Below are 13,268 nucleotides of genomic sequence, written 5' to 3' on the forward strand. Positions count from 1 at the left end.
CGGGACCTCAATGCGGTCGTGACCAAAATGCACACAACTCGCTGAGCTGTGACAACGGTGTCAGCTGCTGCCTTAGAATCGCCCATGTGTCCGATGCCCTGAATATCCCCAATGAGCTGATTGATCTAGAGCGTGCCGCGGTCCAGGCCCACTCGGATTTCCTGACCGCCACCCCCGAGACGCGAGACGACCGGATCCAGACATGGCGTGACGCAACCGCCGCCATGCTGGCTGCGGTCGCCGCCCATGCCGCCGAGACCGGGCAGTCCCGGTATGAGCTGGAGATGGCGGTGAAGCGGGCAGTCCGACACCCTGGCGACGATGGACGCTGACCTCCCGCTGGATCTCCCGCGCCTCCGCACCCTTGAGGCGTATCTGAATGGTCAGCTCAAGACCATCCGGGAGGCCATTGCCAGGCTGGAAACCCAGGAGGCGCCGGCCGACGCTGAGGAGTCGTGGGCGCTGCAGCGGATGCGCAGCGCCCGTGACCGGCCTCTCTACTGGCTGCACCGGTCCACCTGTCACCTCGCGAAGGGCCAGCGGCTCACCCGCGCGGAGGCCCAAGCGGCTCTGCACAGGCCCGGCGTCCGGACCTGTGACGCCTGCCGGGCCACTGACGGGCTCATCGCGGAATGACAGAACGCCCCCGCCACCTGCTCATGGCAGGTGGCGGGGGCGTCGTCAGACGGTCCTCGGCGGTGCGGGCGGTTTGGGGCTGGGCTCTGGTGGTGGCTCAGCCCAGCCGAGCTTTTCGAGGGTGCCCTGGTCGGCGCCGGGTGGGATGCGGGGCTGTACGGAAATGGGGGCAGGATGGTCAGGCATGGTCATACTCCGGTGCGGTTGTACTCGTCGACCAGGGGTGGTGGGTCCGCAGGGTCGACGCCGGCGGACCGCATCTGGGTGGTCAGTTCCCCCACGTAGCCGGCGAACGCTCGGACGATGGCTCGCAGACGGGTTGTCTCCACGCGCAGCTCCCCCACTTCGACCTTCAGGTCGTCACGGATTGTCTTGAACGCCTCTAGGTCGACGCGCCGTTGCTCGGGCTCCGCGGCTGCCTGTGCTGCGGCGCGGGTGGCTTCGGCGGTTGCGCTGGCTGCGGCTTTGGTGGCGCGCGCGGCGAACACACCTGCAACGATCATGCCGAGGGTTCCGGTGAGCGCGACCAGGGCGGCCCAGAGGCTCATGAGGCCCCGCCTTTCCGGCAGCGCGGTGCCGGGGGTACTGAGTGCTCTGGGACGGCGCTCGCCCACAGGATCACCCCGACATGGGCAGTGAGGTACCAGACGGCGACGAATGCGCCTCGCGCGAACTCGCCGGTGACGGCGCCGACCATGTAGGCGGTGGCCCACACGATCGGAGGGATGAGGGCGGCGATGAACCCCAGCCCGTCCCGGCCGACCTGAACGAACGCGCTGGCGCCGGTGACGAGGCCGGCTGCGACCCAGAGCCAGGCCCAGCAGTGCAGCGGGGCCACGTCGGTGAGCAGCGTGACTCCCTGTGGGCTGGGCTGCGGGGTAACGATGAATCCGGCGCCCCAGCAGACTTTGCCGATACCGAGGATCAGCAGGACGGTGCCGCGGCGGCCGAGGCGCCGGCCCAGCCATCGGGCCGCCGCGTGCCGCATCAGAGCTCCGTGGACCGCACCGGCTGCACCACGGGCGCCGTCGGAGGTGCCGGGGAGACCTGGCCGCGGGTAAGGAAGACGAGGATGGCGAGGACGAGGGCGTTGAGGGCGCCGACGGTCTCGGGGTCCACTTCGAAGTGGTAGGCGGACATCAGGGCGACGACCGCGGCGACAAGGCCGGTGAATGCCGAGGGGGCGATGGGCCGGGTGAGTGCTGCGGTGATCGCGGCGAACACGGCACTGATGACGGCGACGATCGCGCCGGCCTGCTGCGAGCTCAGGCCGATGTTGAAGGTGACCAGCAGGGACAGGGCCGCGCTGACGAGGCCCAGGACCATCGCTGGCTCGCGTCCGAAGATTCTCATGAGATGTTCCGTTCCGTGATCAGACGTTGGGGACGCGGAGCTTGGCCCAGGAGGTGGGGCCGGGGTAGCCGTCGGCGTCGGCGCCGGTGTAGCCGAGCTTGCGCTGCCAGGCGGCGTAGGAGAGCCGGTCGGCTTCTGTCCAGCTGGGGCCAGGTCCGACGGAGTAGTGGCTGCATCCCTCGGCGACGAGGCGCTGGCCCATGGCGGTGATGATGGGGCTGGTGCGGCCGGTGCGGAAGAAGCCGGCGCCTGGGAACGGCTCGTAGCCCGGCGGTAGCGTGCCGCCCCCTGGCCGTGGTGCTCCCTCTTGTACCCATGCGTAAAGGGGTCCGCCGGGGCAGGAGGTGGCGTAGCCGTCGCGGTGGCCCTTGATCTCGCTGCCGGCTCCGTGCTGGCGGAGGAGTTCGATGCCGTCGCGGATCGCGTGGAGCATGGCGTCGGTGGGCTTAGTGAGGCCCTCCGAGCCGAGTAGTCCGATGATCGCGTAGTGGCCCTTGTTGAGGGTCTGGCTGCCGTTGGCCCCAGTGCGTTTGCCGATGCCGCGGCCCTCGAGGAGGTAGCCGTGCGGGCAGGCCGCGTAGTTGTACGCCACATCCGAGTAGTTCTCGGCCTTGTTCGCGAGGTGGCTGACGCGGATGGCCTTCCATTCGCGCAGGCACGCGGAGTGGTCGTCGAGGAGGGTGCGGCTGACCTCGACGCCTTCGTAGTGGATTTTCACTCCCTTGGTGGTGGCCTGGGCGGGGGCGGCCGAAGCCGGCCAGCCGAGCTGGGCGCGGGTGACAAGCTTCATCAAGGACCTCCAGGGCATGAAAAATGCCCCTCACCGGGGGCGCGGTTCGTGGGTCGCGGTGCTGGTCAGGTGGCGGTCTGGTAGGTGCCGTGGATGCGGAAGACGTTGGTGGTCGCGGGCGCCCAGGGCTGTGTGTTCGTCCACACGTTCTCGTCGCCGGGGGTGGAGGAGGGGAACCAGATCTGGTCGGTCGTGGTCCAGCCGCCGCCGAGGGGGCTGTTGCCGCTGCCGTGGTTGGGGGTAGTGGCCCGGGAGAAGACCGCCACCAGACACCCTGGATCAGAGTTCGTGATCGTCGCGGTGGTGAACGGGAGGCTGAATCGGTAAGTCCCGCTGCCCGCGTTCGTGGTGCTGCCGATGACGAGCTTGATGTAGATGTGGCACGTTGTGCCGATCTTCATGTACTGGCCGACCAGCGTCCCGTTGCCGAGTGAGGGGTTCGTGGTGGTCGCCGTCCAGGCCACCGCATAGGTCGTCCACTGTGTCCCGTAGGGCACGGCCTTCCACGCGGACCCGTCGTAGACCTCCAGGCTGTTGGTGTCCTGGAGCCAGGACTCCATGCCCTCGACCGGTGACGTGATCGTGGCGGCTCGTGCGGAAGCAGAGGCGAACCGCATGACGCCGCGCTGGGCCAGCCCGTCGGCGATGTTCTGCGCGAGGGTGGCGGCGTTGGGGGCGTCGGTGAGGGCGGCGATGGATACGCCCTGCCCGTAGGCGTCGGTTGTGGGCATGGGCGCCTCCTAGGTGAGCCGGTAGCGGGTGGCGACATCGAGGGCGGCCCAGCTCGCGGTGCCCGTGTAGTCGGTGATCTGGACCGTGCCGTCGCTGTTGATGTCCAGGACGCCGAACACCCCGGAGGCGACCTCGGTCACGTGGCGGGCGCGTTTCGCCGGGGCGGCCGCAGCTGGGAGTGTGCCGACGGTGGCGACGCCGGTCGTCGACGCCGGCGCCCGCGCCAGGCCGGACAAGGACGCGGTGCCGTCGCCGTTGATGCGGTAGGCCGGCGTGTAGTACGTGGCCGAGAAGGGCGACCAGCCGGTGTTCAGGCTGAGCGTCTGCCACGTGCCCGCGGTGGTGGCCGGCGCCGTGCGTCCCAACGCCAGCCAGTTCCCCGAGCCCGAGACGGTGAGGACGACCTGGTCGCCGACTGCGGGGGTCAGGTAGCTGTCCATGCGCCGGGCTGTGATGCCGTCGCCTGTGGTGACCGTGCCGTCCGTGCCAACGGTAGCGACAGTGGCGAGGCGCCAGTCCGCGCCGCGCACCGAGGGCGTGGTGGCGCTGGCCTGGACTGCCTGCCAGCGGAGCGCGTCCGCGAGATCTGCTGGTGTCGCGGAGGAGGAGCTCATGCGTCCTCCTTCGCGCTGATCGTGGCGATGGTGAAGTCGCCGCCGACGTCCAGAGGGACAGTGAAGCTCTGCACCTGGTGCAGCTCCTTGCTCCCGTCCGGGTAGAGGACGCGGATCACGTCGCCTGGCTCGAGGGCCGGATTGGGCAGAGCGCTGATGTCGGCGGCGGCGTTGGGCGCCATGGCGGCGCGGAGCTTCAGTGTTGCCGCTGCCGTACAGGCGGCTGTCGTGGTCAGGGTCGCCGAGCTGTAGAACATGGGCCGGTGGCCGAACGGCCCGGACCAGTACGTCGGCGACGTGGGGTCGTTGTCGACAACCAGAGCGGACACGGGAGCGACGCTGGCCTCACTGTTCTCGCCCTTCGCGAGGACGCCGTTGAACACCTTGTCTGCGGTCATGCCCCGGTCAGCAGACACGTAGGCGCCGCCCTCCCCTGCCGCGATCGTCCAGACAGGCGCGGTGGTGACCAGGTCGGGCAGCTCGGCGATGACGAAAACCCCGTCCGGGTCGGCGTAGACCTCGGCACCGATCGCGGCGGCCACCTCGGCGACGGCGGCCCACCGGTCGCCTTCGACGTCCCATGTGCGGGGGCCGATGGCGGCGTCCGTCGCCCGGTTGATCACGGAGGCTGCCGGGATGCTCGACTGAATCAGTGTCGTGACCGCGGCGACCGCGGTGCCGCTGGCCTTGTACGGAGCGGTGAACTTGTCGTCGGCGATCACGCATTCCAGCGACTTCCCGCTGACAGTGACGGGCCCCTCATCGACGTCGCCGGCTACGGAGTCGACCCGGAAAACGCCGAGCGGCACCAGCTCGGTGGATCCGTCGGAGTACTGGACGCCACGGCTGATCCTCAGCGTGGCCCCGTACACGCTGAGCCGGGTCGTAGGCGTGCGCGGGATGAGGGATGTGTCCGCGAGGGTGACGGAGCAGGTGCGTCTGACTGCCTGGCCGCGGTCGACGGTGACGGACCCGCCGGTGTGCTCCAGGCGCTCGACTCGCCCGTCGGTCCTGAAGAGGACGACTTCGGTGGCCAGGGGGCCCGACTCGGCGATGGCGGCGAGGAAGCGGCTGCTCACGGAGTACACGTCAGCCTCCGATCCGCCGGTCGAAGAGGACGTCCTCCCACGTGTCGTAGGCGTCGAGGACCTCTTGCCAGGTGGCGAATCCCGTCAAAATGTCCTGCCAGGTGCGGCCGGCGGAACCGGCCACGCCGACGGTGGTCGGCATGTCGACCTGGGTCAGCGGCAGCGTCCACTCCCGCCACGCTTCGTCAGCGAGCGGCACGGTCCTGGGCAGGCTGACGTCCCCGACCGTCACGTACAGATCGGACTCGTGGACCCCGGGAACCACCTGCCACAGGAGTGTGTGGCCGGAATCGAGGAGCCAGTGCAGGGCGGCTGCTTCCTCGTCCGTGTGCGTGCGGACGGTGAGGTCCCCTTCCAGGCCGCCGCGAACGTCGCTCAGGACCACCGGGTTACGTCGGCCCCGCACACGGTAGGAGGCCGCGGCGATACTCCGCTTCCAGGCCGGTGGGATCACCACGGTGAACTGGGCATTCCTCTGGGGTTCCCCGGGATCCTTCAGCCAGCACCAGTCGATGTCGCCTGCGGCCAGAGCGACGCCGTCGCTGGCCCGGAAGCCCGGTGCGGAGGAGATGGTGGCGCGCAGCTCGATGTAGTACGAGACCTCGACGCCGATCGGGGCCTCGTAGTCCTCGATGATCATTTGGTCGGAGGTGATCGCGGTCAGGCTGATCAGCCCGCCGGCGCCGCGGACGAGCGTGCGGGAGCCATCGGGGGTGACGCGGTAGATCGTGATGTACTCGCCGACGGTCAGCTCGCGCAGGGTCAAGGTGATCGACGCGGTGTCGTCGTGGGCCTCGATGTCCGTGAGCGGCAGGGATTGCCACAGGGCGAGGCGGTCGATGCGCCAGACGCTGCTGCCAGAGGTGGCGGTGACGGAGTATTCGATCGCCGCCTGCGTCGCATTCACCGGAGCCGTCCAGGTATTGCCCAACAGCCACCAGTTGGGGGTGGGGATGGCGGCTGAGGAGCCGCTCGTGAGGCCGAGATCAGTGTTCGCGGCGTCGTACCAGCGGACCCCGCGGACGAGGGTCCATCCGCCGGCTGAGACGTTGCTATAGACCTCGGTACGGAAGTCCAGTCCTCCCGCGCCTGTGGGCAGCGGGAATTTGGCGGACCTGATCACCGAGGTTGTCGCGGTGCTGGAGGTGATCGTGCCCGCGTAGGCGCCGTCGAACAGGTACGCACCCCACGGTGTCGACCTGGCGATCGTGGCGACGCCGGAGACCACAGTCCATCCGGCGACGCCCTGCTCGAAGCTGGCGTCGGCGTAGGGCAGCACGCTGCCCGCGCGGAGGACGGGGGCTGTGGTGACGACGGCGGTGTCGACCCGCAGGACCTGACCGGTGGTGGCCGTGTCGATGCCGGCCGCAATGGAGCAGGAGGCCGTGCCCGCGGGCGCGGTCGCGGAGGCGTATTGGCGGTACCAGCCGGTGCCGGGGGCGGCGAGAGTCGACCGGGTGGCTTGGATCTGCGAACCACCGGAGTCGTAGAACCGCAGCTCAACCCACGTGACCGAGCCGCTGGTGGGTGGGTTGAGGTAGCAGTGGGCGACGTACTCCACGCCCGGTGTTGCGTCCGGCCGATCCATGGATCGCATGCTGGCGTTGCCGTTGGCAGAGGCCGTCATCGCGATGACGTGCCCGCCAGCGAGGTACCAGTCGACCGGCCACGACACCATCGGCGCCTGCCGCGTCACGGTCGAGTTGACCTCGTTGAACCACGCCGTGGCGTCGATCTCCGTGGCCTCGGCGTTGAAGCCGAACAAGTTGCCGACCGTGGTGATCGGGTAGCCGAAGTACACGTTCTCGTAGTAGGAGAAGACGGCGCCGGCGGCCGGTGTCGAGGAGACGACTACCTGGGCGCGCGCTGCGGTGCCGGGTGCCTCGCCGCCGACCGCGATCCGATGCCAGGTCGCCGACGCCGAAGCGGTGGTGAGCGACCATGTGATCGAGATCTCGGCGTTGGTGCCGTCCAGCCAGCGGATCCCGATCCGCTCCGGGACCGTGGCCCCGGAGGCGTCGCAGAACGCGTGGTACTCGGTCCAAGGCGTGACGGCGTAGGAGGAGACGGTGCGGGCCTGCATTTCCCCCGACGCCACCGACCTTACGGCCAGGACTCCGTCACCGTTCCGGCCGCCGCTGCCGAGGCTGATCGTGCAGTTGGTCTTAGCGACCCATCCGGACGTGTTCGGATCGACAGACTCGGTTGTCGAGCTAAGGAAGTTGCCAGGGATGGCCACGGTCACCTCCGTCCCGCGCGCAGGGTCTGGACGAGCTCGCCGTTGGAGCGGCGGACTTCGGCCCGCGCGATGTCGGTGATCTCCCGGTCGCCGACGAACACCTGGACATGCAGGTCGCCTACTCCGCCACTGGTCGCGGCAACCGACAGGGCCTGCCACTGAGGTGGTGTGAGGATGGCCTCGGGTGTGCGGAGCCCGTTGTAGGCGAGCTGGCCGGGCATGAGCCAGCCGCCGTTGTCGTAGCCGCCGGGGCGGTTGTAGGCGGAGGCCAGGCTGCCGTACCTCGCGAGTGCGTACCGCATGGAGGCGTAGACGTTGGCGAGATTGTCCCAAACGCCGCGTGACCGGAGAGGCCCGGCATATGCAGCAAAGGTGGGATCAATTACTTGCATCAAACCCTTGGACGGAGTGCCGTTCTTGGCGTTGATGTCCCAGTTGTTGATGGCCCGGGGGTTGCCGCCGGACTCCTGGTTCATGCGGCGGAGCACGATGGGCAGGAGGCTCGCGGGCTGGCCGACCATGCGGAGGGCTTGGAGGACGAGGCCGGACCAGCGCTGTACGCCGGACCCGCCGATGTCACCTCCGCCCCCACCGCCGAAGTCCAACAACCCCTTGGCAGCGCCGACGACTTTGTCCTTCAGCCCCTTGATCATGCGGATGGGGAGCTGGGCGATCAGCTGCGCCCAGCGGCTACCGCCAACCTGGGAAATCTTCCGACGGACCGGCCCGATCGCCTTGTCCCAGATCTCCGACGGGTTGGTGATCAAGTCCCACGCTGACCCGGTCCACCCGCCGATGGTTTTCGCCGCACCGGTGATACCGCCCCAGATGTCCGAGACGACCCCGCCATCAGCGAAGCCCTGCACCGGAACCGGAAGCCGCCCAGTGCGGTTCATGTACTCCAACGCGCCGTACCCGATCGACCGGGCAGAGTCTCGCCTGACGACGAATTCGTCGGCCATCATCAGGGCGGGGATGCTGTCTCGCCCTGGCACACCACCGCGGGTACGGCCACCGCGGGCGAACCTGACTGCGTCGAGTTTGCCGAGGTCAACGATTCCGGCGACTGTGTTCCAGACCTTGCGGATTCCGTTGTTGTAGACGGTGTCGATCACGAACTGGACCGGCCGGCGCGCGACGGCCTTCAACCCGTCCCAGACCCGTCCGATGTAGCTCACCCCAGATCGGAAGCTGTCACCGACAGCCGCGACTCCGCGCTTCAGGAGATCGAAAGAAGGGCTGATCCCATTGCGCCAGGCGCCGCTGATGGCGCTGCTCGCTCCGTTCCAAACGGGGCGGATGACGTTGTCGAGCAGCCATCTGAACACGGATGCGAGCGGTCCGAAGATGTACGTCCGGACAGCCCCGAAAGTCGCTTTGACGCCGTCCCACCAGGCCAGCACGACGAGCCCGATGGCCCGGAACACCGGCACGTAGATGTTCTGCCACAGCCATCGGGCCACAGATGCGAGAGCGCGGAAGAGCGCCACGACCCCGTCGAAGCCGGGCTTGAGCGCGTTGTTGTAAAGCCAGCGGCCCAGCCAGGCGATCCCGTCGAACGCCGGTTTGATGCCGCTGTTCCACAGCCAAAGGGCCCCTGCGGCGATCCCCTGGAATGCCGGGCGGATCGCGTTCGCCCATAGCCAGGTTGCGATGGCGCCGAGCAGCTTGAAGTACAGGTAGATGGGGGTAAAGACGGCAGTGACGACGATCGCGAAAAGGATCCGTGCGGCCAGCCAGATTCCCTGGAAGGCTGGCAGGATGGCGGCCGTCCAGAGCCACATGGCCGCTCCGCCGACAGCCTGCAGCCCTACCCAGGTGCCGTCGAGGGCGGGCTTGATGGCGTTCGTCCAGGCCCACATGACAGCGATCTGGATGCCCGACCAGGCTGCCACCACCCCTGCACGGAACCAGCCGACCCGCTGGAACGCAACGACCACGGCGGCACCGAGGGCCAAGATTGCCGTGATCACCAGGATGACCGGGTTAGCGTTCATGACCAGGTTGAAGGCGGCCATCGCGATCGTGGCGCCATTCTGCACCACCGTCCAGGCCAGGATCGCCAGCCGGTACGCACCGAACACCGTCGTCACCACCGCTGTGGCAGCAGCCTGGGCAGTCAGTGACAGGGTGAAGCCCGCGAGGAGGATCCCGATCGGGATCAGCCACGTACCCATGTCGCGGAGCCAGCCGACCACAGCCTGGCCAGCGGAAACCGTGCTCTGCAGCGCCGCGGCCACTCCAAAGGCCGCTCGGACAAGGACCGGCAGGACCTGGCCGCCGACGACGTCGACGAACGCCTGCCGGACCGTGCGGGTGAAGACCTCGATCTCATGTGTCGGCCCGTGACGGATCGTGTCGCCCAGCGCCTTCGCGGACCCTCCGAGCGACCCCAGACCGGTCGCCGCCGAGGACGGGTCCATGGCGTAGAGCGCTTTACCGAGGTCCTCGGCCTGTGTCCCGAACAGTGCAACCGCCGCCGCTGACTGGTCGACGGGGTCCTTGATGCCCCGGAGCCGGTCGAGGGTCAGGTCGAGGGCGGCCTTCGACGTGGCACCGCCTGCGGCGAACTTGGCCGCCATGTCGTCGGCGGACAGGCCGAGGGCCTTGAAGCCTTCCTTTGTGCTGTCCGAGCCGTCGACGGCCCGGATGGAGAATTCCTTGATCGCGTCGGCGGCAATGTCAGCGTCGCGGGCGCCGCCCTGGATCGCCTGGTTGATCAGCCCGATCGCATCGGCCCCGGTCAGCCCCGCCTTGCGGAACTGCGTGCCGTATTCATTGATCGTGTCCAACAAGTCGTCGGCCTTGTTGGCCCCGGACTGGAAGCCCTTGGTGATCAGGTCGAAGGCTTCGGCGGAGTTCTTCGCCAGCCCGGTGCGCATGAGCTGGCTGACCGCGTTGGTGACGCCGCCGAGATCCTGGTCGAAGACCGTGGCGACGTCCGCGGCCTTGGTGGCGATCTCCTGCAGCTGCGCGTTCGTGGCGTCCGGCGGCGCGAGGCCGGCGCTGACGACAGCCTTGATGGCGTCAGCCGCGCCCTGGAACGAGTCGGAGACACCGCTGGAATACAACTGCCCCGCGATCTTCCCCTGTGCGGCGGCGACTTTGTTGCTGGTGCCGAGCTGGGCCTGCAGCTTGGACTTGATGCCCGACTGGGCGATCGCCTCGGTGATTCCGGCGATCAGCAGGGCGCCAGCGGCGACACCAGCAGCAACGGCGCCCGCCTTGATGCCGTCCCGGAGACCACCGCCGGCCGCCTGACCGGCCTGACCACCGGCATCCTCAGCCGGCCCGGTCAGCTGACGGCGCAGCTCGTCCCCGATGCCGCGAACCGAGGGAATGATCTGGATTGTGGCGTATCCGACGGAGGGCACTGGTCACCCCCGGTCCGGTGTCAGGCGATACGGCCCTCAGCGATGGCGCGGCGGCGTGCGCTCTGGCGGCGTCGGGCATCCTCGATGCGCGCGACGCGCTCCGGGCTGTGGGTCCGGCGCGAGGTGGTGTCCCACCAGCGCGGGTAAGGCTTGGGCCGCTTCGGCAGGTCAGATCTCTTGGCCACGTTGGCGGCCTGCACGTGCCAGTCCAGGTGCTGGATCATGTCGAAGACGTCGGCCAGCAGGACCTGTTCGCCGGTGGGTTCCGGTCGGCCGTGGTTGAGCACGGTGCGCGTGGCCGCGCGGGGGGACAGGCCGCGCACCAGGCTCGACAGCTCCCGCCAGGTCAGCTCACCGGTGAAGAGGTCACGAAGGCGTACCCCGTACTCGCGGCGGAGGTCTGCCTCTACGGCTGGTCCGTGGTGGCGGATCAGCTCGCAGAGGCCGCGGATTCCCCCGGCTCCAGCCCGGAGTGCCGCCGGTATCCGTCGAAGAGGGCCTTGAGCTTGTACTGCGGCAGCTTCACCTTGCGGAACTCCGCCCATGCCTCGTCACCGAGCGCGGCGCGGAAGATGCCCGTCATGGCCTGGGTGTCGCCGCCCTCGGCCGCTTCCATCAGGGCCCACACGTCCAGGCTCTGCATGTGGGCGAACTCCCAGCGCCGGCCGTTCCAGTGGACGCGCCAGGGGGTGAGGTCGACCTCGGCCTTGACGGCGTCGAGGTTGAAGTCGAAAGGCTGATCGTCGGTCGCGGTTCGGGGTGCCATGGTCAGGTCTCGCTCTCAGGTGCGGGCTGGAGGATCTGGACGTTGCGGGCGGGCAAGGTCAGGCGGACCATGCCGGCGCCGTCGGGCTGGAGGGTGACCTCGATGAGGTCGGACTGGACCAGCCAGGGGAAGGGGCGGCCGTCGACCTCGACGGCGCCGCCGGGCTGGATCACGATGCGCTCGGCGACGGGCGGCAAGGCGCCGGTGGAGCGGGGGCGTTCGCTGTGCAGGGCGGCGATGACCTTGCTGCGCAGGTGGCGCGGCAACGTCTGGCCGTCGGCGATAAGGCCGAGCTGGGCGGCCTTGGCCGTGACCTGCTCGTCGGTGTAGCGAAGGGGCATCGCGGTTCCTTCGATTGGGCCGGGGCGCGGTCCGAACCGCGACGCAAGGGCCGCGCCCCGGGGCTCAGGCGCCGGCGGTGAACTGGCGGATGAAGAGGACCTTCCCGGACGTCGGGAAGATCGTCGCGATGAACTTGGCGGTGGCGAGGTCGGTCTCGTTCTCGGTGACGTCGCCGTCGACGGTGACCTCGGCGTACTGGGCGGTGATCAGGCGCTTGATCTTGTCGTCCTCGCGGACCTCGAACGCCATCTTCACCTGCGCCGGTCGCGGGACGATGATCTGGGAGTCCGTGCTGCCGGGCCACAGCAGGGAGCGGGTGGTCTCGTTGTCCTCCAGCGCGGTGAAGGACTTGGTGAGCTTGAAGTGCGCGCGGGAGGTGCGCACGAGGATGCCGCCCCAGGCGTACTTGTCGTCGACGTCCTCGTCGCGGGACTCGGTGAATCCGTCGTCGCCGTCGAGGAGACCGACCAGATCCCACTCGGAAGGGAAAGGATCATCGACGGTCGCGGGGTTCACGGCGGTCAGCGGCCCGACGTACACATCGGCGTCGGTCCACAGTGCGGCATTGGTCGGGTCGCCGGCCACGGCGTCCTCCTCATGTGTGTCGGTCAGGACGTCGCGGTTCGGTCAGTGCGGTCAGGCCGTGGGCCGGACGTTGGCGAGCACGGTGAACGTGCTCAGGTCGGTGTCGGAGGCGTCGTCGACGGCAGCGAGCGGGCCGGTGGCCGGGCGCACGCCGCGGATCACCGGGCCGGAATGGACGATCAGCAGGCCCTGGCACAGCTGAGCCAGGTCATGCGCCTGGTCGGCATCCGTATGCCAGACGGTGATCCGCAGCGTCGCGCGCGTGTTGGCCATCGAGGAGTGCGGGAGATCGCCGTCCTTGCGGACCAGGACGTAGGGCAGGCGGGGGGTCTCCGGCGAGCGGTCGCCGGGCACCCGGGTGCCCACGCTCACGCCAGCCGCATACGGCTCCAGGCGCCCGGTCAGCGCGGCACGCAGAACGTCGGCGGCGGCGGCCTGGGCGTCGGCGAAGACCACCAGCGGTTTCACCGAGCCCCCCACTCCTTGACCTCCAGCCGTGCCGCACCGGCGGCCCGGGTCAGGACGCCGTGCTTGGCCTGGAGGGCCATCCCGCGCGGGTGGGCGATGACCACGGACGCCGCCCCGCGGTCGGTGGTGTAGGCGCGCACCAGCACGGGCACGCCGTCGGGCACCATCGCTCGCGCGCTTGCGGCGACCTCGGCGGCGACGCCGTCGACCAGGGCCCGGACTTCGGGGCCGCGCAGGATCTCGCGCACGCCCGCGTAGTCCAGCCGGAAATCGGTGAGCAT

17 protein-coding genes are annotated in these 13,268 nt (G+C 69.0%); 2 read left to right on the forward strand and 15 right to left on the reverse strand.

Annotated elements, in window-relative coordinates:
• Positions 1-86 precede the first annotated feature (86 nt).
• Positions 87-332, forward strand: coding sequence for a hypothetical protein (locus ABZ951_RS00410; protein ID WP_344088024.1), 246 nt, complete (start codon positions 87-89; stop codon positions 330-332).
• A complete protein-coding gene (locus tag ABZ951_RS00415) occupies positions 322-636 on the forward strand; it encodes a DUF6233 domain-containing protein (protein ID WP_344088021.1) in 315 nt (104 codons plus the stop codon). Before ABZ951_RS00410 ends, ABZ951_RS00415 begins: the two co-directional genes overlap by 11 nt.
• A 188-nt stretch (positions 637-824) precedes the next feature.
• Here ABZ951_RS00415 and ABZ951_RS00420 read toward each other — a convergent pair whose 3' ends face one another.
• From ABZ951_RS00420 to ABZ951_RS00490, 15 genes are all read right to left on the reverse strand, one after another.
• Positions 825-1,184 (reverse strand): hypothetical protein, encoded by a 360-nt coding sequence (locus ABZ951_RS00420; protein WP_344088018.1) that lies wholly within the window; start codon positions 1,182-1,184, stop codon positions 825-827.
• Positions 1,181-1,624 carry a hypothetical protein gene (locus ABZ951_RS00425; RefSeq protein ID WP_344088014.1) on the reverse strand — a complete coding sequence of 148 codons (444 nt, stop codon included), beginning with the start codon at positions 1,622-1,624 and terminating at the stop codon, positions 1,181-1,183. Before ABZ951_RS00425 ends, ABZ951_RS00420 begins: the two co-directional genes overlap by 4 nt.
• Positions 1,624-1,989 carry a hypothetical protein gene (locus ABZ951_RS00430; protein WP_344088011.1) on the reverse strand — a complete coding sequence of 122 codons (366 nt, stop codon included), beginning with the start codon at positions 1,987-1,989 and terminating at the stop codon, positions 1,624-1,626. Before ABZ951_RS00430 ends, ABZ951_RS00425 begins: the two co-directional genes overlap by 1 nt.
• A 19-nt stretch (positions 1,990-2,008) precedes the next feature.
• Entirely contained in the window at positions 2,009-2,779 is a 771-nt protein-coding gene (locus ABZ951_RS00435; RefSeq protein WP_344088008.1) for a peptidoglycan-binding protein, read from the reverse strand.
• Between the two features lie 65 nt (positions 2,780-2,844).
• Positions 2,845-3,510 (reverse strand): hypothetical protein, encoded by a 666-nt coding sequence (locus ABZ951_RS00440; RefSeq protein ID WP_344088005.1) that lies wholly within the window; start codon positions 3,508-3,510, stop codon positions 2,845-2,847.
• 9 nt (positions 3,511-3,519) lie between these two features.
• A complete protein-coding gene (locus tag ABZ951_RS00445; protein WP_344088002.1) occupies positions 3,520-4,125 on the reverse strand; it encodes a hypothetical protein in 606 nt (201 codons plus the stop codon).
• Positions 4,122-5,204 (reverse strand): DUF5047 domain-containing protein, encoded by a 1,083-nt coding sequence (locus ABZ951_RS00450; protein ID WP_344087999.1) that lies wholly within the window; start codon positions 5,202-5,204, stop codon positions 4,122-4,124. Before ABZ951_RS00450 ends, ABZ951_RS00445 begins: the two co-directional genes overlap by 4 nt.
• Positions 5,205-5,214: 10 nt before the next feature.
• Positions 5,215-7,311: a hypothetical protein gene (locus ABZ951_RS00455; protein ID WP_344087996.1), complete on the reverse strand. Its 2,097-nt coding sequence runs from the start codon at positions 7,309-7,311 to the stop codon at positions 5,215-5,217.
• Between the two features lie 143 nt (positions 7,312-7,454).
• A complete protein-coding gene (locus ABZ951_RS00460; RefSeq protein WP_344087993.1) occupies positions 7,455-10,826 on the reverse strand; it encodes a phage tail tape measure protein in 3,372 nt (1,123 codons plus the stop codon).
• 20 nt (positions 10,827-10,846) lie between these two features.
• Entirely contained in the window at positions 10,847-11,149 is a 303-nt protein-coding gene (locus tag ABZ951_RS00465; protein WP_344087990.1) for a hypothetical protein, read from the reverse strand.
• A 107-nt stretch (positions 11,150-11,256) separates the two neighbouring features.
• The gene (locus ABZ951_RS00470) at positions 11,257-11,592 is read right to left on the reverse strand and encodes a hypothetical protein (RefSeq protein ID WP_344087987.1); all 336 of its coding nucleotides are present in this window, start codon (positions 11,590-11,592) and stop codon (positions 11,257-11,259) included.
• Positions 11,593-11,594: 2 nt separating this feature from the next.
• Positions 11,595-11,933 (reverse strand): hypothetical protein, encoded by a 339-nt coding sequence (locus ABZ951_RS00475; protein WP_344087983.1) that lies wholly within the window; start codon positions 11,931-11,933, stop codon positions 11,595-11,597.
• A 64-nt stretch (positions 11,934-11,997) separates the two neighbouring features.
• On the reverse strand, positions 11,998-12,519 hold the full coding sequence (locus tag ABZ951_RS00480; protein WP_344087980.1) for a hypothetical protein: 522 nt from the start codon (positions 12,517-12,519) through the stop codon (positions 11,998-12,000).
• Between the two features lie 51 nt (positions 12,520-12,570).
• The gene (locus ABZ951_RS00485) at positions 12,571-12,987 is read right to left on the reverse strand and encodes a hypothetical protein (protein ID WP_344087977.1); all 417 of its coding nucleotides are present in this window, start codon (positions 12,985-12,987) and stop codon (positions 12,571-12,573) included.
• On the reverse strand, positions 12,984-13,268 hold the full coding sequence (locus ABZ951_RS00490; RefSeq protein ID WP_344087975.1) for a hypothetical protein: 285 nt from the start codon (positions 13,266-13,268) through the stop codon (positions 12,984-12,986). Before ABZ951_RS00490 ends, ABZ951_RS00485 begins: the two co-directional genes overlap by 4 nt.

This window comes from Streptomyces sp. NPDC046215 (genome assembly GCF_040646215.1).
Classification (GTDB): Bacteria; Actinomycetota; Actinomycetes; order Streptomycetales; family Streptomycetaceae; genus Streptomyces; species Streptomyces stramineus.

What these genes read in the sequence shown, in the direction of transcription:
- ABZ951_RS00415 (WP_344088021.1), top strand. Translation starts at nt 322, where the DNA reads ATGGACGCTGACCTCCCGCTGGATCTCCCGCGCCTCCGCACCCTTGAG.
- ABZ951_RS00420 (WP_344088018.1), bottom strand. Translation starts at nt 1,184, where the DNA reads ATGAGCCTCTGGGCCGCCCTGGTCGCGCTCACCGGAACCCTCGGCATG.
- ABZ951_RS00425 (WP_344088014.1), bottom strand. Translation starts at nt 1,624, where the DNA reads ATGCGGCACGCGGCGGCCCGATGGCTGGGCCGGCGCCTCGGCCGCCGC.
- ABZ951_RS00430 (WP_344088011.1), bottom strand. Translation starts at nt 1,989, where the DNA reads ATGAGAATCTTCGGACGCGAGCCAGCGATGGTCCTGGGCCTCGTCAGC.
- ABZ951_RS00435 (WP_344088008.1), bottom strand. Translation starts at nt 2,779, where the DNA reads ATGAAGCTTGTCACCCGCGCCCAGCTCGGCTGGCCGGCTTCGGCCGCC.
- ABZ951_RS00440 (WP_344088005.1), bottom strand. Translation starts at nt 3,510, where the DNA reads ATGCCCACAACCGACGCCTACGGGCAGGGCGTATCCATCGCCGCCCTC.
- ABZ951_RS00445 (WP_344088002.1), bottom strand. Translation starts at nt 4,125, where the DNA reads ATGAGCTCCTCCTCCGCGACACCAGCAGATCTCGCGGACGCGCTCCGC.
- ABZ951_RS00470 (WP_344087987.1), bottom strand. Translation starts at nt 11,592, where the DNA reads ATGGCACCCCGAACCGCGACCGACGATCAGCCTTTCGACTTCAACCTC.
- ABZ951_RS00475 (WP_344087983.1), bottom strand. Translation starts at nt 11,933, where the DNA reads ATGCCCCTTCGCTACACCGACGAGCAGGTCACGGCCAAGGCCGCCCAG.
- ABZ951_RS00490 (WP_344087975.1), bottom strand. Translation starts at nt 13,268, where the DNA reads ATGCTCACCGATTTCCGGCTGGACTACGCGGGCGTGCGCGAGATCCTG.